Raw genomic sequence first — 21,579 nt, 5'->3', positions numbered from 1 at the left:
AATTCAGAAGCGTCCCTCCCGGTTCCAGGCGCGCCAGCCTGGTTCCAGCGTCATGATGACCGTGGGCCTGGCTGTCGCGCGGTTGCCCATTTCTAGACGAGGGAAGCTTCAAATCAGCAAGTCATGAGACCCGTGCAAAGCGCCGGGATGCTGACCATGATTGCCGTGCTGCGCCGCATGTTCGCCCAGGACAGGAGGGACCATCGCGGCGATCATCCTGAGGTCGTCTGCCTGACCGAGCGCGGCGTGCGGCATATGATGCTCCTTGGGCTCGACGGCGATGACGAGCGTGGATGGAGCGACTTCGCCATCGAAGCGGAACACTGATTGCTGATCGGCGCCAGCCTCGGACGCGGCTTTCGCCGGCTGCGCGGCTTCGGATGGGGTTGCACCGGAATGCGCAGCCTGCAGCGACTTGCCGTGGTCCGTGTTGCCGTGAGCTGCGGCGCTCTGGCCCGGGTCCGCCCCTTCTGCCGAAATTGAACGGCTCGACTGGCGGTCTGTGCCGCCGCCGGGCTCGGCCGTATTCGCTGCGTCTGGCGAGCCGTCCAAAGCCTGGGAATCGTGCGTATTGCCGTGACCGACGTTGCCGGATCTAGGCTCCACCTCGGTCATCTCGACGGCCGCCGCCTTTGCCGACCCCGGCTCCGCCACGTGCTGTGAGTGGCCGTGCTCCGCGTGACCCGGAGTTGCGGCGCTCTCGCCTGCTTCCGTTCCTTTGCCGGAAGTTGAATGGCCCGAATTGCCGTGCTCCACGCCGCTGGCTTCTGCTGTCTTCGCTGCCCCCGGAGTGTCCGGAGCTTGGGAATGGTGCTCGTGGTCATTCCCGACACCGTGGCCGGGTTTGGATTTGGCGTCGGCCATCTCTACGGCCGCCGTTGCAGACCCGGGCTCCGCACCGTGCTGTGAGTGGCCGTGCTCCGCGTGACCGGGAGCTGCGGCGCTCTCGCCTTCTTCCGTTCCTTTGGCGGAAGTTGAATGGCCCGGATTGCCGTGCTCCACGCCGCTGGGTTCTACTGTCTTCGCTGCCTCCGGCGGAGTGTCCGAAGCTTGGGAATGGTGCTCATGGTCATTCCCGACACCGTTGCCGGGTTTGGATTTGGCGGCGGCCATCTCTGCGGCCGCCGTTGCAGACCCGGGCTCCACACCCTGCTGTGCGGGGCCGTGGCTGGTCTTATCGGCGGTTACGACGCTCGGCTCGGCCGCGTCCGCTGCTTGCGCGCCCTTTGCAGAAGCTGAATGGCCCGAATTGCCGAGCGAGAGGTCTGGTTCTGCGATCTTCGCTGCGCCTGGCGAACCGTCTTCGGCCTGCGAATGGTGCTCATTGCCATGACCGACGCTGTTGCCGGGCTTGGATTCCTCCTGGGCCATCTCTGCCTTTGCCGACCCCGGCTCTGGATCGTGCTCAGAGTTAGCGCGGCCGGCACCATCCACGGTGTCGATGCCGGGTTGAACGATCTCGCTCTGCTTCGCCGGCGGAGCCCCGGTGTTCGAATTAGCCGGCTCATTCTTCGCGGAGGGGTTTTCCACGGACGGAGGCGCCGCGCCATGACCGGGCGCGATTGATGATCCGTAAGCCGACCCACCGGACACACTGGCACTCTCTTCCGTTGCGTCCGCCGAATCGCTGCTGTAGGCGCCGGACTTTGCGGATGTCCCGGAGCCAGTTCGAAGGTGTGCGAATTGGAAGCTCAAGCCGTCGTCGGCCCACGGGCTCCAAACGTCGGCCGCTTCGAGCGAGTCCTCATTCGCGTGGCTGCTGTTCGGACTCAGAGCGGTCTCATCGATTGCGGCCGCCATCAGCATCTGTTCGAGCTGCTCCAAGGTGACCGCGACAGCAGTACCTCCTGGCTGATGAACGAAATCCGACTCCGCAACGGATACAATTCCCTGCAGATGGACTTCGACCAGGCTGCGATCCCCGACATCAAGGATGTGATCGGTCGGATTTACATAGACGATCGTTTGATTGCTTTCGGGATCGTAGATCCAGGCCAGCGTATGTGGCGGGATGGATTTGGCCGCCGCCGTCAGATGCAGCGAGGCCAGCGCTCCGAACGCCGCAAGATTGAGCCGCCCCGGACCGGATGCGACATCCACGACGGCATCCGAAGGGGCAGGCTTGGAATCGGCCGCAGAGCGATCGGGAGCGTTTGCAAAATTGGCCCCCAGCAGCTGGTCGCGGCCATGTCCGCCCGCACTGGGATCGTGACTCGCGTCCAGTACGTCAACAGATGTTTGGAGATTGTGACCCGCGCCGTCCAGGGCCGCGTTGCCAGGAACGCCTTGTTGCGTGACACTATTTGCAGGGGTCACAAAGTCGGAATGCGGACCGAAATCGTGTGAAAGGAATTTTGGCGCTGCGTTGTCTGCATGATTGACCTCGACATCGCTGACCGCAGCCAGTTTTGCAGTGACCTTGTCTCCGATGCCAGCCAGGACGCTGTCGATCGAAGCCTGATCCGGCCCATGCGCCTGCGCGGCGTGCTGAGCCTCGCTCAGTTCGTAGATCAATGCCCCGGCGACAGCGGCAAAGGTGGCATAGCCTCCCTGAATCGGCATCGGATTGGGAGCAAGCCGCGGAAGGTGGTCTTCCCGGGCAGGGTCACCTCCAGTCAGAGCGTCGTTGCTTCCTCGCAGCAAGAGCGCAGGCAAGCCTGGCGTGCCCGATCCGACCGGACCGCCATCTTTCCAGAGCTTCGAACCCAGGAATTGCTCCGCCGCGCGCAACGCTTCAATGGCCGCGGCCGGGGTCGCGGCTTGGCTGGCTTTGGCAAGCAAGTCCCTCTCCGCGAAAGAAGACGTCCCGCCGGATTTCGACACGATGAGATGCTGGAGCACGGCTTTTTTGCAGACCTCATATCCGGCGTGCTCGTCCGTCTGACCGGAGCCATCGTCATGCGCCAACATGTCGTCGGCTTCCGACGCCTTGAGTTCGTCCGCAATTGCGAACGCCAGAAGGCCCAGAGCGAGCGCGCTGAAGCCAGAGGTGCGTTGCAGCAATGAGATCGTCGCGAGCACCGTCCTATTGGTGATCTCGAGCTTCTGAAAGATATTATGCAGGTGGACTTTGACCGTCCCTTGGGAAACGTCGAGCCGACGCGCGATCTCCTTGTTCGACATTCCTTCCGAGACCAGGCGAACGATCTGATGTTCCCGGGGCGTCAACAGCTCCAGCAATTTTTCGATCTTGCCGCCGCCATCAGCTTCCTTGCCAGTTGGCGAAAGATCGGACTGCTCCAGAGACACACCGCTCTTCGCCATCAGCCGCAGTGATTGCAGCATGGTCCAGGGAGCAGCATATTTCGAAATCGCGCTGCAGGCGCCGGCAGCAATCGCTGCGGTCAGATCGTTGTTGGGGTCGGATTCGGTAAAAAACACCAGCCGCGTGGAAAGCTTTTCGGCTTTCGCGATCGCAAGGATGTCGCGTAGCGTCAGGTCCGGCAGGGTATCGGCAATAAGCGCGACGTCGGGCGCCAAATTCCGAATGGCCTCGAGGCAGCTTGCCCCATCGCTGGACGATGCGACAACATCGAAGTCCTGCTGCGTCCCGAGTATCGACTTCAGTCCCTGCAGGACGATCGGTTGCCGATCAACGAGCACAAGCCGGATGGGTTTGAGTATCCCGTGCCTGGCGGACGCGTCCAACATCGACTTTGCCTCGGCCCGGTCCTCTATGTCCTTCGGCATATGGCCGTGGCCGGGTGGGGTAATAAAATAGAATCGTCGGTTTGGTTCCCCAACCTAAATCTGTTTGGATGGCTGCAAGTGACAAATATCTCCTTTGACCCGATGGCGGTCGCGGTTGACTGGCTTGATGCCTACCGCGCCGGCGACATCGAAGCGATCCTGGAACTCCATGCCGACGATGCCGTGGTGCACTGCGGCTGCTGCGGCGTCCAGACCATCACCGGCCGCCAGGCACTTCGCGCCTATTGGATCGACCGCCTCCAAAAATATCCGGCGGGCACGTTGGACGATCTCAATCCTTCGGACCGTGGAACCGTGATCTCTTACGCCACCAGTACGGGGGTTATGAGCTCGGTCCTGGCGTTTGACGCCGCCGGGAGGATCAAACTGCTGGACTGCAGTCCCGTGCACTAGGCGCCGGCGTGATTGACCCTGTACTGCGGCGCAAGGCCGGCACGTGAACCCGGGCTTCGTGGTGTGTCCGCGACTAACTCCCGAACACGATGCGCAGGACGATCACGACGACGGCCGAGATGAGAAACGAAATCGCGAGCAGCGTCCACCCCGGCCTTGTGCTTGCGCTGGCTACCCGGGCGACGAGCAGTCTCATGCCCGTCAACATTCGTCGCTGGAAAGCCGATGCAGATAGGCTATCCCGAAGCTGGCGAGTTCTTCGGCATCGCTCTCGCGCTCTTCCCTTCTCCTGACCAAATGGCGTTCCAGCAGGCATCGTCGACTGTCGGATACCTCGACATCGGGATGCCGCGCCCGGTACACCGTCCAGGCAGTCTCAGTGGCAGTCTTCAAGACGGCGTCGTCCACGATGCTTTCTCCGGGCACCAATTCATCGCTGCCAACTCCAGGCACTCGTGAATGTTTCCACTTTTTCCCGGTAACTTTAGTCGAACGGATGACGTCCCGTAGGGCGATTTTTATGCTGCGCTCTCGGTGGCGCTCTTCTTGTCGCGATATTCGCCGAGGACGGAGAGCCCCGGCGGCACGGCTTCTCGGTGAACAGGGCATGACCCGTCAAGACGCCATCAACTTTGTTATTCACGGCATCGCAAAAGGGAGGTGCGACATTTATGCTCCTCAAAACTGACGCACTGACGTCTCGTGTTGGCCCATCAGCGAAGTTGCGCGTCGGCTGACCGAGGCCGCTCGCTGCGGCAGAGCGGACGAGATTTGCTCGGCTTGAGTTCTTCGCATTATGGACCCGAAGCTGACTGCGAGCGCAGGGTAAGCGGCTGGCTTGCGGATGGAGAGCTTGCTCGAGATTGTGCCATAGTTGTTGCACAACTGCCGAACTGAGGCCGTTCGATGAATGGACTACCGATGGTTCTGAACACTGCGGTATTGGCTGTGCTTGGCCTCATTCCGGTCCTGCTTTGGCGAGGGATGCCCGCCAGCGGAGTTCTCTCTGAGTGCATGCTCGCAGCCGGTCTCTCGATGCTTGTTTCGGCCGGCATTTTGCGCTGGAGAGGCCTGCCGCTCGACATATCCGTGCGCGAGTGCAATCGCCGGGGCGAACCGGATAGGGACTGAGCGCTCGTGACTATTTTTGATCGGGCTTACAAACATTTGAAATCGGCAGCTTGCCCAATCGACTAAGATGGGACTGCATGACCGAGTCTCGCGAACTGAGAAGCGTGCTTCCTGACCCTCCACCGGGAGTACGGTCAGACTTGAACGATGCGGCCAGTCCGATACATCATCAACTGCCCATCGGGTCGCAACCACCTCTACCGACAACGTGGGAGCGAGCCGCCATGTTTGCCGCTATAGCTGCTAGCGTGCCCATTGCGATTTATTTCAAAGGTTCGGCCTATCTCGGCGGGATGCTACTGGACCTTCTTGTGTTGGGACCGTTCCTTTATCTGTGGCTGCATCGTTCTTCAGAGAAGCAGTAAGGCCGCCTTCACTTCGCGGCCTCCTTATTCAGATGTCGCCTATTGGCCCGTCGCGTCGTTTGGCGCACTGCAACGGCAGGTCTGGAGTCGGGGGCAGAGCAGAAGTAGTTGTCTCCGATGCGGACCGCCGCCTTTGACCCGAAGCGGACTTGCGTCGAGCTGAATTTTAACAGCTTTGAGGTTCGCTCAGACTGACGTTCCGTGGCGACCCGCTGCGGGGCGAAGTTCAGCTAGAGCCGCGATGCGTTGTAGTGGCGAAAAGTCCACCTTCCAAAGATCGAGCTCAAACAATTCTCCTCGCTGATCAACATTGAGCGCGACTGAGACGGTCACTCCATCTGCGTCATCGAATTCGGCTTCGCCAATGCATTTGCCCAAACGGCGGTCTGCGCTACCGACAAAGCGAAGACTACCCATCCCACCGTCGTCCATTTCTTCTACGAGGCCAAAATGACCATGCAAAGGTGAAGAGTGCCCCAGAATAAAGGCAACTAGGTCTCGCTCGTTGGAGGTGAGTGGGCGTGGCATCTTCTTTATCGCAGCAATTGGTGCGAATTGGCTATACCACGCCACGCTTGCGATGTCCGCTGATGGCCCATCTGCGAAGTTGCGCTTCGGCGATTGGAAGTCCGCTCGTTGAGCCAGAGCGGACCAGATTTGCTCAACCTGAGTTCTTCGCGTTTTGACCCAAAGGAGACATCCGACGAGCCGCCGCCGTTGTCGCTGACCTATCGAGGCTATTTTGATGATGGGAATGGCCAGTTTGCTTTAGAGCGATTTAGGACGAAAGCACCTACCAATCCAACTAAGAGACAGATTCCGAGCGTGTAGCCTGCCGGATTGAGCAAGCCTGCCCTATCTGCCACAAAGATAAGGGCGGAGGCGATGAATACCTGAGCGATCCAGATGCGCCACACCGCTCTCAAGCCTTGGCCAAAGACAGCGCGATTACGATGCAAGACAATCCACGGCGGTATCCAGAGCACAGCAAGCCACACGACAATTACAAACAACGCAAACATGAGTGCTTGTTCTATCCCGAAGGCCACCTTCGTTGCAGCTCCAGCATACAATACCAGGCTGGGGATGTCTCCTGTTGGCCCTTAGCGGCCTAACCAGGGCGAACTAGCCATGTCCGGTGTTGAAGAACTAGCGGGCACGGGCCCCCGCGGGCTGGCCGGAATTTATGAGTACACGCCCTAATGCCTCGCAGGATCCTTCAGCTAGCAACCATTGCCTATTTTTCCCGTTGTTGCCGGGGCAGAAGAAGTGCGATGTGAAAGGGTATCTCGATGAAGAAAATCGCAATGTCGGCTCTGATGGCCGGCGCTCTTGGTTTGAGTTCGATCGCTGCGACGTCTCCGGCTGAAGCCCATTGGCGAGGCTGGGGTCCGGGCATTGCCGGCGGCCTTGTCGCCGGTGCCGTGATCGGCGGGCTTGCCTCCTCGGCGTATGGTTGGGGCCCCGGCTATGGCTACTCCGGCTACGGTCCAGGCTACGCCGGTTACTATGGCGCCGGCTACTACGGCGGCCCCTACGCCTACGACTACGATGCGCCATATCGCTGGGGCGGCGGGTACACCACAGCCACCTATTACACGCAGCCGGTTTCCTACGGTTACCGCTATCGCCGCGTCGTGCGCCCCGCCTATGCCTATTACCGCGGATCCTATCCAGTCGTGCGGCACCGCTGGCATCATCACCACTGGTAGGCTTCGCTCGTCACCGTCAAGGCGGCCGCGCTCCGAATGAGCGCGGCCTTATTCGGGTCAGGCGCGGCGTTCGCTCATCCGCCGCGAAGGAGAAATCCTACCGGTCGAAAGTCGTGTCGGCGTCTCACCTAACCGGCAGCGGCCAATAACCGCGACACCACTCGGCCGCCGCTTGGGTCCCATGCTGTGCTAAGTTCGTGGCGCCGGCTGCGACGGCGCAGCAGGTTGCTGCGAGGGTGCGGCCGGCGGCTTGGGCTGCTCCGCCGGCGCAGCAAGATCTCCCCCGCCATGTGGCACACAGGTGCCGACATTGCTCAGCAATCTCTTCGCCTCGAGATCGCGGGCCTTCTTATAGTCACGACGCCGCTCGATTCTTGTCGCGGCCAAACGGTCCCAGGCATCGAACGCATCAGAGTAGTGCTGCCGCATCTGCTCCTCCGCGGACAGGCAGTCGCTGAACTTGTCGAAGACGAGATCAGTATTGACGGGCGCGACGCCACCGACGAGGACCACAAGCATCCATTTCATGGCTTCCGCCTACATTCGCGCCTGAGCACCGGAAACGATGATGCAGCGGCAAAGTTCCGGCCGCGTCGGTACCCCGGTTGCGATGGAAAAAAAGGCCCAGCTCGCGGATATTCGCGGCATCGGGGAGCTGGGCCACTGGGGTCACCCTTGGGTGCTTGTCGCTCGGTCTGGGCCCATCGTCACTGAGTTCGTCACTCGGATCGACTTTGATAGAGATGGTCTCTTCACTCGCCCGGAGCGATCGCGTTGCTCGGCGTCGGCCGGTCGGTGATCTGCTGGCCGAACAGGCTGCCGATCAGCTCGACGGCCGTGCGCGCCGTCCGACCGCGTTCGTCCAGAAAGGGATTGAGCTCGACGATGTCGACGGATCCGACCGCACCGGAATCGTGCAACAGCTCCATGATCAGATGTGCCTCGCGGTAGGTCGCACCGCCCGGCACTGTGGTGCCGACCCCCGGCGCCACCGATGGGTCGAGGAAATCGACATCGAAGCTGACGTGCAGGACGCCGTTGCTCGCCTTGACCCGCTCGATGACGCGCCGGATCAACACGGCGACGCCGAACTCGTCGATCTGGCGCATGTCGACGACCCTGATCCGACGCGCGCGCATCAGCTCCTTTTCGAGCTTGTCGATCGAACGCGCGCCGAACAGATCGAGCCTGTCAGGGCCGATCGAAGCGCGCGGATCCTCGCCAAGCAGACCGTCGAGGCCGGGTTCGCCGCACAGGAACGCGGCCGACATGCCATGCATGTTCGCGGTGATCGTGGTCTCCGGCGTGTTGTAGTCGGCATGGGCGTCGAGCCAGAGCACGAACAGCTCCCGTCCACGCTCCTGCCAATGGCGCGCCATGGCGTTGACCGATCCCATGGACAGCGTGTGATCGCCGCCGAGGAAGATCGGTAGCGCACCGGTTTTCGCGATCTCATGGCCTCGTTGGCTCAGAACACGCGTCCAGCGCTGGATCTCCCGGTAGTGATTGGCTCTTTCCGGCGGCCTGTCGGCGAGGTCCCGGATCTCGGCCACGGAAAGATCGCCGTAGTCGACGACCTCGAAATCCAGGCTTTCGAGCAGTGTCGCAAGGCCAGCGGTACGCAGCGCCGCAGGGCCCATCAAGGTGCCGCGCTGCGAGGCCCCCATGTCGATGGGAGCACCGAGCAGGGCGATGCGCCGGGCGCGATCCGTCATGCCTCGATCGGTCACGGCTGCCGCCTCCTGCGTCAACAAGGTTGAGCAAGCCTAACAGAGATTCGCCCCCGTCGTTTCCCGGGTACCTCCGCTGTCGGCGGATCACCTGGGAACAAAAGCTCACGCGCTGAATTGCTCATCCAGGGCCGGCACCCGCCGTCAACCACGGCGCCTCTCGCGGATAGCCAAAGGTCATCAGACCCGCTGTTCAGAACGAGCGCTCGCGCGGATAGCCAAAGGTGTCGGCCTCCGCCATCCGGCTTGGAGGTCGCGCAGTTGAGCACCGAGATACCGCAGTCCACTTCGCAGCCCGGCGTGACCGAGCGTGCCATCGATACGGCAGCCGATGTCTCCCGCACGATCGGTGAAGTCGCCGGGGGCCTGCACGCAGCGGTCGACCGTCTAACCTCTACAATCGAGGAATCGCGCAAGCCCGGCGGAGCCCTGGCGACGGTCTCGGCGATCACGCGCGAAGCGCCGCTCGCCAGCCTGTTTGTCGCCTTCCTTTTCGGCATGGCAATCGCGCGGCGGCGATAGCGACGCCACCCTGGTCAGGCAGCGCTGACAGCTTCGAGCTCGGCAGCCAGGAATTGCTTTTCGAATGCTTCCGCAGGCATCGGACGGCCGAAGAAATATCCCTGCCCTTCCTCGCATCCCATGCCGACCAGGAAGTCGGCGGTTGCGCGGTCCTCAATGCCTTCAGCCACGACCGTGAGGCCAAGCTGCTTGCTGAGCCCGATGGTCGAGCCGACGATCGCGGCATCGTCGGAATTGGCGAGCAGACCGAACACGAACGACCGGTCGATCTTGAGCCCGTCGAGCGGAAACTTCTTCAGATAGCTCAGGCTTGCATAGCCGGTGCCGAAATCGTCGAACAGGACGCGGACGCCCAGCTGCTGAATCCGCTTGAACATGTCGAGCACGCGGCTTTCATCATGGAGCAGGATGTCTTCGGTGACCTCGATCTCGAGCAGCGAGGGCGAGAGCCCCGTCGCATCGAGCAGCGCCGCAACCGCATGCGCGAGATCGCCGGAGTGAAGCTGCGAGGGCGAGAGGTTGATCGCAACGCGCACGCCGTTGCCGGACAGCTCCCAGTCACGCGCCTGACGGCAGGCGGTCTCCATCACCCAGCCCGCGACCCGATCGGAGAGCGCCGAGCTGTTGACCACCGGCATGAACTCCGCGGGCGAGACGTAGCCGCGCACGGGATGCCGCCATCGGATGAGCGCCTCGGCCCCGACCAGGCTGCCGTCGATCAGACGAACCTGGGGCTGGTAAAACAGCTCGAACTCACCGCGATCTGCGGCAAGCGCCAGCTCGCTCTCCAGCGTCAGCCGGTTCTCCAGCTCCTGCCGGATCGCAGCCTCGAACAGCACGTGGCTGCCCCGCCGCGTCGCCTTGGCACGGCTCAGCGCGAGATGGCCGTTGCTCAGGAGATCGTCAGCGTTGTGTCCACCTTCAGGATAGACGGCAACTCCGATGCTGATCCTGACGCGGTGCTGCCGCGTGCCCGTCGCAAGCGGCGCTTCGAACGCCTGCGCGATCCGCTCGGCGAACGCCGCGATCGGCTCGCCGGCCTTTGCACCATCGAGCGCGACGGCGAATTCGTCGCCGCTGAGCCGCGCGACGATCGCCTTGCCATCGACTTGGATCCGGAGACGCTCGGCGACCGCCCGCAGCACGTGGTCACCGGCTGAATGCCCGAGCATGTCGTTGATTTGCTGGAAGCCGTCGAGCCCGATCACGAGCAACGCGACCTCGCGAGGCCGTCGCTCCGCATCTGCAATCATGCCGGCCAGCCCGGCATGCAACGTGCTGCGATTGGCAAGACCGGTCAGCACGTCATGTTCGGCAAGATATTTGACGCGTTCAGCCTCGCGTTTGCGCACCGAGATGTCGCGCAGGATCGCGCCGTACTGAAAGCCGTCCGCTCCCTGCCAGCCCGAGAAGCTCGCCTCGACGGAGAAGGTTTCGCCGTTCTTGCGCCGGCCCTCGAACTCGACCACGACCGCCCCGCCCGGGACCAGCAGCGCCTGGCGCGCGGCGTCGTGCATGGACGATCTTTCTTTGCCGTCCACCGCCACCGCGCACAGCGTTTCGAACGGGCGGCCGATCATCTCGGCCGGCGTGAAGCCGAAGATCGCACTCGCGCCGGGATTCCAGACCGTGATCCGGTGATCCTCGTCGGTGCAGACGAGGCCGTCGCCAAGCGACATCGCGATGCGGTGAAAGCGGCTCTCGGCGATGCGTCCCAGGAGACCACGGAAATCGATCTCGTCCAGCGCGATCGCGGTCAGATAGGCGACGATCGCAATGTGGAACAGCGATGTGTCGATGATGAAGGGCCATCTTGTCTGGACGATGGCTGCGACCAGTTCGACGCCCGCCCCGGACGCGATAAGGACAGCGACGCGAATTCCTGGCGCGACGCGGCGCCATGAATACATCATCATCAGGCAGATCACACCCAGGCCCAGGACCATGCCGCCATCGGACGTCCAGCGCAGCATCCGGCCCTGAAGGATCGATTCGGCGGCCAGCGCCTGCAGGACCGGCCCCGAGACGATCTTGCCATTGGGAACGCTGAAGCGGTCACCGAGCTCGAGCGCGGTGGCGCCGACGATGATCTTCTTGTCCCTCAGTCTGTCGAGCGTCGCGCTATCGCCGCGCAGCACGTCGACATAGGAGACGCTCGGGATGGAGGTTGCACGAATGCTGAAATCGATCAGAAACGGCGGCCGCCGATTGGCGTTCTGCCCAGCCAGCACGACCGCCATCGACGGCATCAAGGCATCGCCGAGCCGTTCTCCAAACGGATAGCGGCGAACGAGCCCGTCGGACTCGATTGCGACGTTCACGAGGGCGGGCCAGGACTGGTTACCGAACGGCTTCAGCGGGCGATTGACGTGTGCCGCGCCACCGTTCGGCGTCGGCTGCTTGAAGGACGGCAGGATCGTCGATCCCCCGACCTCGCGGAGGGCCTTGAGGAAGGCTTCGTCGGATGCCGGATCCGACGGCGTGCTGAAATCGACATCGAATGCAATGTCCGCCGCACCCGCGGCCTCGAGCCTGTGCAGCAGCTCCGCGTGCAGCCGGCGCGGCCAGGGCCACACCCCCATCTGATCGATGGACGGTGCGTCGATGCCCACGACGATGACATTGCCGCTGGCAGCACGCGATTGCCAGGCGAACCGCAGATCGGTCAGCGCGTTGCGAAGCGCACCATGCCATCCCGTGGACAGCACGATCGCAAGCGCGATCGCGACGAGGATATGCGGCCGATAACGTTTCACTCCGATCCTCCCGCGCGCCCGCTTCAACGGGCGCGCCCCCTTCGGTCCCCGAGAAAGCCGCCTCAGTGCCGGCCGTGGGCAACGCCATGGCCGTTGCTGCCATTGCCGCCGCCATTGCCATTGCCGTTGCCGTTGTTGCCCTTGCCGTTGCCGGTGGCACCGCTGTTGCCGTTGCCGTTGTTACCGCTATTGCCGTTGTTGCCGCTATTACCGTTGTTGCCGTTATTGCCGTTATTGCCGTTGTTGCCGTTGCCGCCGCCATTTCCGTTGTTAGCGCCGGGGCTGTCGCTCGATGCGCCCGCTGTTGCTGCAGCGACCGCCGCACCTGCACTCGACGCGCTGTTGCCGGCCGTCGCGCCTCCGCTGGTCGTCACCGCGGTCTGGATGGAGCTGTTGGACGCCGTCGGGTTGGTCTTGCCGTCGCTCCAGACCGTCTGGCTTTCAGTGCTCGCGTTCGCCCTGCGCACTTGACCGGGAGCATCGACGCCGTGGGCGAGCCCGCGCGTGGCCTTGTGGACATTCAGCTTGACCTCGCCGAGCGAGCTGGAGATGCGCACGACGCCGGCCTTAGCGCTGCCGCCACCCTTGAGGGTGTGAGCTCCGGCCGCCTGGTGTGCCTGCTTCGGCGCGCCCGCCGCCTTGGTCCCCTTGTCGGTCGGACCAAGCGCGTGAATCGCATGGCCGTTCGCGGCGTTGCGCGGTGCGGACAATCCCGACTTCGGGACAGGAATGCGCTCGATGGTGGGAGCGCGCGGCTTGCCGTGCTCGATCGGGTTGAACGTCCCCGCGCCACTCAGGCTGATACCGGCTTTGCCACGCTCGAAGACGGTGGCCGCCTGGTCCGGCATGACCTGGGCAATCTGTCCCGTCCTGAAGTCGGCGACTTCGACCTGGCCGCGGACAACGCCGACCTTGGTGCTGCCTGCCCCCACGGTGACAGTGAATTTCGTTCCCTTGACCACGGCGGCGAGATAGGGCGTCTCGACCTCGAAATGCTTGACGTTGCGCTTCTCGACTTCGAGCAGGATCGAACCCGCCTGCTGGATGATGGTGGTCGAGAGCCCGTCCTTCTTCTCCGCCGGCAAGCCGACCACGGAGTTGGGAGAGATCAGCATCGTTTCCTCGCCGCGGACGAGCAGCACCCGGCCGTTGCGTCCGGTGCGAATGGTATTGCCAGGCTTGAGTGTCTCTTCCTGGCTCAGCGAGACCTGTTGCGCCCCGTCGGTCGCGATCCACACCTCACCGGTGGCCTTGCTGACCGACCAGACACCATCCGCCGCAGCGGATGCACCGGAAGCCGTTCCCAGGATCAGTGCCGCCGCGAAGGCGCACCGCATTCCAATTCTGCCGAGCATGACGATCCTCAGTCCGCGTTAGAGCCAGATCAGAGGGATAATCGAAATCACTCAAGAGAGAATTAGCGGGTAGCGGCCAACCAAGCGGCCGCTTTAACCAATCATTGACCATAAAAATCTATGAAAAATCATGCGGCCAATGAACCCTTTCCGCCCCGTAGCAATTTCTCCGTCAAACTACGGGGAAAGATTCGCTGCGCGCGTTGAGAGACGGCATCTCCTTACCGCCCTGGCGCTGTTGGCACCGATTTTTGCGGGAGCTTCCCAGGCGTTCGCACAACAGGCGAACCAGCCGGGTTTCGATCCCCGCCAGCCCGAGAAATACTTTGAAAACCAAACCGAACGAGAAACATTGAACCGACCGCCGGTCAGGCTGCCGACGGCCGGCCAGCCCAACACCGGCGGCGATACCACGCCGCAATTCGTGCTGCGCGGCGTCAACATCAGCGGCGCCCACGCCGTCTCCCCCGATCGCATTGCCGCGGCCTATCAGCCGTATCTCGGCAGGAAGGTCTCGCAGGCGGATCTCGCCGGGATCGCAGGCACGATCAGCGACCTCTACCGCGCCGACGGCTTCCATCTGAGCCGGGCCATCGTGCCGCCGCAGGACATTGCCGACGGCCGGGTCCGGATCCAGGTGATCGAAGGCGCCATCGTGCAGGTCGAGCTGAAAGGCGACGGCGCCGAGCAATTCGGCGTCAGGCCGATGCTCGGGCCGGTTCTGGCCGAGCAGCCGTCGCGCCTGCCGACGCTCGAACGCCAGCTCTTCCTCATCAATGGCAGGCCGGGCGTCCGGATCACCGATACCGCGCTCGAGGAAATCGGCGGCGCGTCCGGCCGCTTCCGCCTCACAGTCCATTTGAAGACCTGGCACGTCTTCTCCTCGTTCGGCGTGGACAATCTCGGATCGTCATCGGTCGGCCCGTGGCAGACCTACGCGACCGGCGCGTTCAACTCCTATCTCGCGCCCGGAGACACGCTGGCAGTCAACCTGTCGACCATCGCGAACGATCCGCGCCAGCTCGGCTTTGCGCGGCTGTCCTATGACACGCCCGTCGGCGTCGACGGCGTACGCCTCGGTGCCTCCGTTCTCTACAGCGCGGTCCGCCCGGGCGATGCCCGCCGCCTCGACAGCGACGTCACGACGACTGAGGCCTTCGAGCTGCGCGCCAGCATTGTCCCGTTGCAGTCGCAATCCTCCACCCTGACCCTGACAGCGGCGACGAGCTTCAGCAACGTATCCGAGCACGACCTTTACGGCCCATGGTACAACGATCACATCAGGACGGCGAGCCTGACCGCCGACTACCGGCTTCAGGATAGCTTCGGCGGCACCAACCTTGCGACGCTGACCTACCGCCAGGCCCTCGACGTCTTCGGCGCGTCCCATTTCGACGACGCTCTGTTGTCCCGCGACGGCGCCTCGTCGAACTTCTCGGTGCTGAATCTCTGGTTCACGCGCTACCAGACCCTCAACGATGCCTGGTCGCTCAAGCTCTCCGCGGCGAGCCAGACAGCGTCGCGGCCGCTGTTCACCTCGCAGCAGTTCTATCTCGGCGGCGCGGCCTTCGGCCGGGGCTATGGCGCAGCCGAGATCAGCGGCGACAACGGCCTTGCCGGCTCGCTCGAACTGCGCTTCGACCAGAAGCTCAATTTCCGCTACTGGACTGGCTATCAGCTCTACGCCTTTGGCGACGCCGGCGCCGTCTGGAACCACGGGTACCGCCTGAGCCAGGGCCTGTCGCTCACATCGGCCGGAGCCGGTGTGCGCTTCTTCCTGCCACACGATTTCCAGGCCGATCTCGGCGTGGCCGTGCCCTTGAGCTACCGGGCACCGGACAACGAGCGCCGCAGTCCCCGCTTCCTGTTCACGCTGTCGAGCGCATTCCGGCTCTGCCCTGAACGAGCCAAAGCCGGCTGTCTCTAGCCGCCCTGCCGTTCGGAGTGGTCCCCCGGCATGCAGCCCTTGCGGCCTAGCTTACGGACTTGCCTAAATTTAACCCCGTGACCTGCTCACGATCGCTCGATCCGGGAGTTCGCAATGGCCCTGTTCAGCCGAACGTGATTTGAGACCACACCATGAAAAGGGTGTTTTCAATCCTAGCGTTTCTTTGCGTTCTCGGCGTCGGGGAGTATTTCCTCGTCAGCCGATGATCCCGGTGCCTACCTCGCCAAACGTTGGTGCGCAAGCTGCCATGTCATTGCGAACGGCCAGACCCAGGCGAGTGCCGACGTCTCCTCCTTTGCCTCCGTTCCGCGCAGGCAGGACTCAATCCGGAGAGGCTCGCCTTCTTCCTGCTCGATCCACACCCGAAGATGCCGAATGCCCTTGAGCCGGACCGAAGCCGGCGACATCGCGGCCTACATCGCATCGCTGCGTTAGAGCACGATCCGACCCGAAGGGCCGCGTTGGCGCAAGTGAACCGGTAGCGCGCCGAGCACCACATCTGCCACAAATGCAAATCCCTGCCGGAGGACCGACAGGGATCAGCAGAAGGAATGCCAGACGGCGAATGAGGTCATTCGGTGGCCCGGCATGGATCCGCACCAGCATCGAAGTGCGGATCGCCACGCCATGCAAGTTCAATTTGTGGGCACGCTGTGCACAAGCCGAGAATCAGGACTTGCCCTTGCCCGGTTGCATGAGACTGCCGGTCATCTGGCGCATGTGATCTCCGGCGCTGGTGAACTGGCTGCGCAGGAAATCGGACTGGATCCGCATCGCTTCCTGGAGGTCGGTGGCATGAACCAGCTTGCGCGCATGCTCGAAGGCCGACTTCATGTTTTGCTCGGTGAAAACCAGCGCCTGCTTCGACACCTCCGTCCCCGCGCCTGGAACGGACGACATCGATTTTGTGGCGGCTTCGAAAAACATGCCGAATGCTTTTTCCGCCTGGTCAATCGTCTTCTCGGCCAGGTCGCGCAGTTCGGCCGGAACTTCGAGCTTCGGTTCGATCATGGTCGCACTCCTCCCATCTTCCCAACTGAATACCACACTTGCCGGATCGCCTTCCAGCGCCAGCCTCGGGGAAACGTCGCCGGCGGCCCGACTCCGGCAAGAAAATGTCGCGGGAAAACGAAGGAGACGGCGTAGGGGCCGGCGCGCAGCAAAGCTCAGGACAAGGGGTGCTCGGGAAGGGCTTCTTCGGTGGCGAGGTCTTCGACCAGCTTGATGACCTCGAAACGCTGTCGAGGTGCGAGCTTCAGGAATGCACGGAGCAGGCGCAGACTTTCGACCGTGCCGCTTGCGGGCGCGCCGAGCTTGAGGTGCAGTTCAGCCGCGAAACTGAGGTTTTTCATCTCGCACCTATGACAAGCATCGGCCTTCGTGATCCACTCAAGCACCGAACGCCACGACAAGACACCACAACTGGACCCTACGAACTCTCGACGGATGGCCCCGACCGGTTGGCACGTCGAACGACATATCCGAAACCAATGGGTTGCATTTATGCCAAAGAACAACCAATCCGGCAAGTCCAACAATAGCTGTAGCGATGCTTCGTCGGCATCGCACCACGGCAAATTCCGGATAACAGGAATATCGAGCGCCGTCACCCACCTGTGTCAACAAGCGGCATCAATCACGCACGGAGCCCCTGCCGCCGTCAATCGGCGCAACGTTTCGGCGTGTTTCCGATATGAACGGACGTTGGCTGCGATGAGCGGCTTTCCGAGTCCGACTTCGGCGGTTGTATCCGCGGCGACATGAAGATTGATCTCGCAGCGGATCTCCGGCGTCCTGACTCGGCGCGGCCGCCGCCTCGGCCGGAAATGTTTTCCCCGATGAACCGTTGTCCATGATCGAACGACCAAGCCGTTGCGACACGGCCACGCAGACCACGGCGCCATGGCTGAAGACTTCGATTCGGGCGCGCGTCAGCACCAAAGGACGACGGCATGCTTTCTCGCTGTGATCTCATCAAGGGCGCCGCGGCCGCGCTGTTCATCCTCTCGATACAAGGCGCCGGGGCCCAGGAGACCAAGATGAACCTGTTCAAGATCATCACCATCAAGGACGAAATCGTCGTCGGGCTATCGACGGAGGAACTTCAGGGAATCGGCGGCAACGATGCGAGCGCGGTTGCGCACGCGCTGGCGCAGAAGGGCGATCTCACGGTCTGGCAATATAACGTGCATCGCGGCCCGAACGGCGAATTGCAGCAGACACCGACCGCCAAGATCGGGCTTCTGGCCAACGCCTCGCTCCGCGTCGAGCCCTACACGACGCCTTACCAGATCGTACCGCATCCCTAAAGCATGTTCCGGAAAAGTGCGCAGCGGTTTTCCGAAAAGGTCATGCTCAAACAACAACCTAAAACGCGATGGCGATTCATCCTAATCGCATCGCGCTTTAGGCAATAGACCGGCACGCCGCAGCCGAGGCCGCTGGCGTGCCGCATTCATCTGCGTCGCTCTGCCCGTTGCGTCCCCGCTTCCGTCGCAAAGCCGTAGAGCAGCGCCAGCCGGTCCAGACATTCGCGAAAACGCCGCGCAAAATAATCGTTCCAGCGCTGCGTCCGGACGGCGCGACGCTCCCCGATCTGATCCATGGTCAGGCCCAGTATCAGCACGTCGTGCACCAGCGCGGCGCCGTCGGTGCCGAGTTCGCGCTCGACCCGGTTCAGCCGCAAAACCGCCTGGCGCTGGCTCTCGGTGATGGGCTCACGCGTGCGCGCGCCATCGACATATTCCCGGGTCGGGTCCATCGCCTGAGGACCCCGCTCCGCCCTCTCCCAATCGTTCTGGAAGGCTCGACCGCCGCGGTATTGCGCCTCGTCGATCTGGTGGTGTGCGTGCAGGCGGCCGAGGGGATCGCCACGGATCGACCGGATGGCCACGATCTTCTCGCCGGCATCGAGCGCCAGCGGATTGTCGACCTCGACCTCCGCCACTTCGGCATTGAACGGCACCTCGCGGGACCGCCGGTCGTAGATCTGCGTCAATTTGTAGGACTTATTGCGTCGGACACGAGCCACTCGGATACTCCTTGCGAATTATCGATGGAACGGGGAACCACGAACTCAGGCAGCCGAGACCAGCCTCAGCACGATCGGACCGGGGACGCCGGCGGACGCAGCACCAGAGCGGCGCGTCAGGCGCGCATGCGGCGCGCAATAGCTGGAGCCCGGCTCGCAGGGATGCCCACAGAAGGCGATCTCCTCCCCCTCCTTGTCGCCCCCATAGGGATAGCGGCAGTCGGCCGGCTCGAGTTCAACCAGTTTGACCAGGCGCGGCTGAACGCCGACGCAGCGCAACTTCACCGGCGCCGCAGGCTTCATTGCGGACTTCGGCGGCAGATTCAGGTTCGGTAACACCGCGCGGCGCGGCGAAACCGGGATCTCACCCGGCAAATACGGCGCGATCGACGGGCTCGCTATCCATTCCGGTATCACGAGTCCAAGCCGCTTGGCGCGGCCGATCACTGCATTGCGGGTGTAAGCCGTTCCAAACCTAGCGTTAATCTGTCGTCCGATCTCTGCGTAAGACATGCCCTTGCGAAAATAGTCGCGAAGCGCGTCGGAGTGCTCCGACGGCCAATGACCCGGTTCCATGTTGCTGTCCTGTGATGCGCCTCTTCCGACCGCCTGACCGGAGGCGAAACGCACATTCCGGTATTCCGAAGCCCGAGTCAAGCGGTAATTCTGATATTCATAATTGCAATTATTCCGAATTTCGGATTACAAGAGCAGAACGATGCGCAATGAGGGAATCACCATGTTGGACGTTGCAATGATCGAGCGAGGCCTGGAGAAAACAGGCAAGAGCAAGGGCGGCTTGGCGGCGGCCATGGGCGTGCGGCCCGGCGCGGTCTCGGAGATCCTCGGCGGCGAGCGCCTGGTGAAGGCTTCTGAGATCATTCCGATCATGGAATACCTCGAGCTCAATCTTGCGCCGATCATGGGCCGCGTCGGCGCCGGTGCCGTGATCGAGCCGGATTACGAGCAGGTTCCGCCGGAGGGGCTGGGCGACATCACGCTGCCCTTTCCGATCATGGAAGAGACCGTCGCATTCGAGATCGTGGGCGATTCAATGCTGCCCAAATACGAGAGCGGGGACGTGATCGTGGTCTACAAGGACCAGCGCCATCCGCTGTCGAGCTTCTACGGCGAAGAGGCTGTGGTCCGACTCAAGACCGGCGAACGCTATTTGAAGACGATCGAGCGTGGGAAAAGCCCGTCCGTCGTCAATCTCAACAGCTTCAATGCCAAGCCGATCGTCGGCGTGAAGCTGGAATGGGTCGGGGAGATCTGCCTGTCCATGCCCAAAGGGCAACTGGAGCGGCTGCGCGCGAAGTCGGCGCGCCCCCGCAAGAAGGGGAAGTGAAGGCCCCGGCCGGCGGATTTCGACTTTTTAGAAGTCGATCTTGACTTACTTCCGTTTTTCAGAAATACTCTGCCGCGCGCCCGTAAACGGGACGCGGCGGGGTCGTTTTCATGCAGTATTTCGTCGTGATGATCGACTATGGACGGCGGGGCCGCGAGGCGGTCGTCGACCCTGAGATCACGAGACGTGAGGTCGTCTCCCGCGTCGCCTCGGGTGAATACCGGAATGTCTCGTTCATCCACGAAATAGCGGAGGATTCGGTCGAGGACGTCACCGAGGCCATCCTGACCGAGGCCGCCCTGCCAGACATTCCGCCCGAAGATCTCGATCTCGAGGCATCCCGCCTCGATCATATCCGCGATCTGCGCAAGCACGAACGGACGTGACGCAGGCCGGAAAGCCTGCGCCACCGCCCCGGCCGGGCATTACACCAGAAGCACGGTCGACCCCGTGGTCTTGCGTGCGGCGAGATCGGCATGCGCCTTTGCGGCATCCTTCAACAGATAGGTCTGGTGCACCTCGATCTTGACCGCACCGGACTTGACGACGTCGAACAGTTCGTTCGCCATCGCGACCAGATTTTCGCGCTTGGCGGCGTAGGTGAACAGCGTCGGGCGAGTGACGTAGAGCGAGCCTTTTTGCGCGAGCAGACCGAGATTGAGCGGTTCGACCGCGCCAGAGGACGCACCGAACAGCGCAGCGACGCCGAGCGGCGCGAGGCAGTCGAGCGATTTCAGGAACGTGTCCTTGCCGACGGAATCGTAGACCACGGGGACCTTCTTGCCGCCGGTGATCTCGTCGACCCGCTTCACGAAATCCTCGCGCGTGTAGATGATGACGTGGTCGCAGCCATGCGCCTTGGCAAGCTTGGCCTTCTCGTCGTTGCCGACAGTGCCGATTACGGTCGCACCGAGGTGCTTGGCCCACTGGCCCAGGATCAGACCGACGCCGCCGGCCGCGGCATGCAGCAGGATGGTATCGCCGGCCTTTACCCGATAGGTCTGCCGGATCAGATATTGTGTGGTGAGGCCCTTGAGCATCATCGCCGCCGCGGTCTTGTCGTCGACGCCGTCGGGCAGCTTCAACAGGCGGTCCGCAGGGATCAGCCGCGCCTCGGAATAGGCCCCGAGCGGCGAGGCGCCATAAGCGACACGATCGCCCGGCTTCAGATCGGTGACATCTGGGCCGACCTCCTCGACGATTCCGGCCGCCTCGCTGCCGAGCCCGCTCGGCAGTTGCGCCGGGTACAGGCCCGAGCGGTTGTAGATGTCGACGAAGTTGAGGCCGACGGCGGTGTGGCGGATGCGCGCCTCGCCCGGTCCGGGCTTGCCGACGCTGACCTCCTCCCAGACCAGGACTTCCGGACCGCCGGTCTTGTGAAAACGAATGGCATGCGTCATGGGCATTGCTCCCTTATCGTTGGGTGAGAATCCGAACAGCCGGACTGGCCGCAGATAGGCATTCAGTCCGCCCGTTACAGTACGGCACGTCTCAAGAATGTCACGGCGAGCGGGAGCTGCTTCGGCACTGATTGCGCGAACGGCGAACCGCGCAATTATTTGCGCTAAGCGGAAAAA

The 21,579-nt window shown here is 62.7% G+C and carries 19 protein-coding genes and 1 pseudogene; 8 read left to right on the top strand and 12 right to left on the bottom strand.

Annotation, left to right across the window (positions count from 1 at the left end):
- Nucleotides 1-108: 108 nt before the first annotated feature.
- Nucleotides 109-3,651: a LuxR C-terminal-related transcriptional regulator gene (locus tag IVB28_RS08885; RefSeq protein ID WP_247525695.1), complete on the bottom strand. Its 3,543-nt coding sequence runs from the start codon at nucleotides 3,649-3,651 to the stop codon at nucleotides 109-111.
- Between the two features lie 117 nt (nucleotides 3,652-3,768).
- Here IVB28_RS08885 and IVB28_RS08880 point away from each other — a divergent pair, with 117 nt between their 5' ends.
- Complete coding sequence (locus IVB28_RS08880; protein ID WP_247525694.1) at nucleotides 3,769-4,104, top strand: nuclear transport factor 2 family protein; 336 nt, start codon at nucleotides 3,769-3,771, stop codon at nucleotides 4,102-4,104.
- A gap of 73 nt (nucleotides 4,105-4,177) precedes the next feature.
- Here the strand turns inward: IVB28_RS08880 and IVB28_RS29395 are convergent, their stop codons facing one another.
- The gene (locus tag IVB28_RS29395) at nucleotides 4,178-4,300 is read right to left on the bottom strand and encodes a hypothetical protein (RefSeq protein ID WP_256466982.1); all 123 of its coding nucleotides are present in this window, start codon (nucleotides 4,298-4,300) and stop codon (nucleotides 4,178-4,180) included.
- A gap of 5 nt (nucleotides 4,301-4,305) precedes the next feature.
- Entirely contained in the window at nucleotides 4,306-4,512 is a 207-nt protein-coding gene (locus IVB28_RS08875; protein ID WP_247525693.1) for a hypothetical protein, read from the bottom strand.
- Between the two features lie 2,380 nt (nucleotides 4,513-6,892).
- Between IVB28_RS08875 and IVB28_RS08870 the strand changes: the two genes are divergently transcribed.
- Nucleotides 6,893-7,312 (top strand): hypothetical protein, encoded by a 420-nt coding sequence (locus IVB28_RS08870; protein WP_247525692.1) that lies wholly within the window; start codon nucleotides 6,893-6,895, stop codon nucleotides 7,310-7,312.
- A gap of 189 nt (nucleotides 7,313-7,501) precedes the next feature.
- Here the strand turns inward: IVB28_RS08870 and IVB28_RS08865 are convergent, their stop codons facing one another.
- Nucleotides 7,502-7,840: a hypothetical protein gene (locus IVB28_RS08865; RefSeq protein WP_247525691.1), complete on the bottom strand. Its 339-nt coding sequence runs from the start codon at nucleotides 7,838-7,840 to the stop codon at nucleotides 7,502-7,504.
- Between the two features lie 224 nt (nucleotides 7,841-8,064).
- Complete coding sequence (gene rocF / locus IVB28_RS08860; RefSeq protein ID WP_247525690.1) at nucleotides 8,065-9,042, bottom strand: arginase; 978 nt, start codon at nucleotides 9,040-9,042, stop codon at nucleotides 8,065-8,067.
- 261 nt (nucleotides 9,043-9,303) lie between these two features.
- Here rocF and IVB28_RS08855 point away from each other — a divergent pair, with 261 nt between their 5' ends.
- On the top strand, nucleotides 9,304-9,564 hold the full coding sequence (locus tag IVB28_RS08855) for a hypothetical protein (protein WP_247525689.1): 261 nt from the start codon (nucleotides 9,304-9,306) through the stop codon (nucleotides 9,562-9,564).
- Nucleotides 9,565-9,578: 14 nt separating this feature from the next.
- Here the strand turns inward: IVB28_RS08855 and IVB28_RS08850 are convergent, their stop codons facing one another.
- Both IVB28_RS08850 and IVB28_RS08845 read right to left on the bottom strand, forming a co-directional pair.
- The gene (locus tag IVB28_RS08850) at nucleotides 9,579-12,320 is read right to left on the bottom strand and encodes an EAL domain-containing protein (protein ID WP_247525688.1); all 2,742 of its coding nucleotides are present in this window, start codon (nucleotides 12,318-12,320) and stop codon (nucleotides 9,579-9,581) included.
- Nucleotides 12,321-12,382: 62 nt separating this feature from the next.
- Nucleotides 12,383-13,675 carry a FecR domain-containing protein gene (locus IVB28_RS08845; RefSeq protein ID WP_247525687.1) on the bottom strand — a complete coding sequence of 431 codons (1,293 nt, stop codon included), beginning with the start codon at nucleotides 13,673-13,675 and terminating at the stop codon, nucleotides 12,383-12,385.
- 130 nt (nucleotides 13,676-13,805) lie between these two features.
- Here IVB28_RS08845 and IVB28_RS08840 point away from each other — a divergent pair, with 130 nt between their 5' ends.
- Complete coding sequence (locus IVB28_RS08840) at nucleotides 13,806-15,602, top strand: POTRA domain-containing protein (protein ID WP_247525686.1); 1,797 nt, start codon at nucleotides 13,806-13,808, stop codon at nucleotides 15,600-15,602.
- Between the two features lie 207 nt (nucleotides 15,603-15,809).
- Nucleotides 15,810-16,058 (top strand): annotated as a pseudogene (locus IVB28_RS08835) (cytochrome c).
- A 234-nt stretch (nucleotides 16,059-16,292) separates the two neighbouring features.
- On the opposite strand, the gene IVB28_RS08830 reads toward IVB28_RS08835, so the two are convergent.
- Complete coding sequence (locus IVB28_RS08830) at nucleotides 16,293-16,634, bottom strand: phasin (protein WP_094972645.1); 342 nt, start codon at nucleotides 16,632-16,634, stop codon at nucleotides 16,293-16,295.
- 155 nt (nucleotides 16,635-16,789) lie between these two features.
- On the bottom strand, nucleotides 16,790-16,975 hold the full coding sequence (locus IVB28_RS08825) for a hypothetical protein (protein WP_247525685.1): 186 nt from the start codon (nucleotides 16,973-16,975) through the stop codon (nucleotides 16,790-16,792).
- 600 nt (nucleotides 16,976-17,575) lie between these two features.
- Here IVB28_RS08825 and IVB28_RS08820 point away from each other — a divergent pair.
- The gene (locus IVB28_RS08820; RefSeq protein ID WP_247525684.1) at nucleotides 17,576-17,932 is read left to right on the top strand and encodes a hypothetical protein; all 357 of its coding nucleotides are present in this window, start codon (nucleotides 17,576-17,578) and stop codon (nucleotides 17,930-17,932) included.
- Between the two features lie 146 nt (nucleotides 17,933-18,078).
- Here the strand turns inward: IVB28_RS08820 and IVB28_RS08815 are convergent, their stop codons facing one another.
- On the bottom strand, nucleotides 18,079-18,654 hold the full coding sequence (locus IVB28_RS08815) for a hypothetical protein (RefSeq protein ID WP_247525683.1): 576 nt from the start codon (nucleotides 18,652-18,654) through the stop codon (nucleotides 18,079-18,081).
- A gap of 45 nt (nucleotides 18,655-18,699) precedes the next feature.
- A complete protein-coding gene (locus IVB28_RS08810; protein ID WP_247525682.1) occupies nucleotides 18,700-19,230 on the bottom strand; it encodes a GcrA family cell cycle regulator in 531 nt (176 codons plus the stop codon).
- 163 nt (nucleotides 19,231-19,393) lie between these two features.
- Here IVB28_RS08810 and IVB28_RS08805 point away from each other — a divergent pair, with 163 nt between their 5' ends.
- Both IVB28_RS08805 and IVB28_RS08800 read left to right on the top strand, forming a co-directional pair.
- Entirely contained in the window at nucleotides 19,394-20,002 is a 609-nt protein-coding gene (locus IVB28_RS08805) for a S24 family peptidase (RefSeq protein ID WP_247525681.1), read from the top strand.
- Nucleotides 20,003-20,112: 110 nt separating this feature from the next.
- A complete protein-coding gene (locus tag IVB28_RS08800; RefSeq protein WP_247525680.1) occupies nucleotides 20,113-20,388 on the top strand; it encodes a hypothetical protein in 276 nt (91 codons plus the stop codon).
- A gap of 39 nt (nucleotides 20,389-20,427) precedes the next feature.
- Here IVB28_RS08800 and IVB28_RS08795 read toward each other — a convergent pair whose 3' ends face one another.
- Nucleotides 20,428-21,402: a quinone oxidoreductase gene (locus IVB28_RS08795; protein ID WP_247525679.1), complete on the bottom strand. Its 975-nt coding sequence runs from the start codon at nucleotides 21,400-21,402 to the stop codon at nucleotides 20,428-20,430.
- Nucleotides 21,403-21,579 lie beyond the last annotated feature (177 nt).

Source organism: Bradyrhizobium sp. 199 (assembly GCF_023073355.1).
Taxonomy (GTDB): domain Bacteria; phylum Pseudomonadota; class Alphaproteobacteria; order Rhizobiales; family Xanthobacteraceae; genus Bradyrhizobium.
This window is presented reverse-complemented; position numbering and strand designations above follow the sequence as displayed.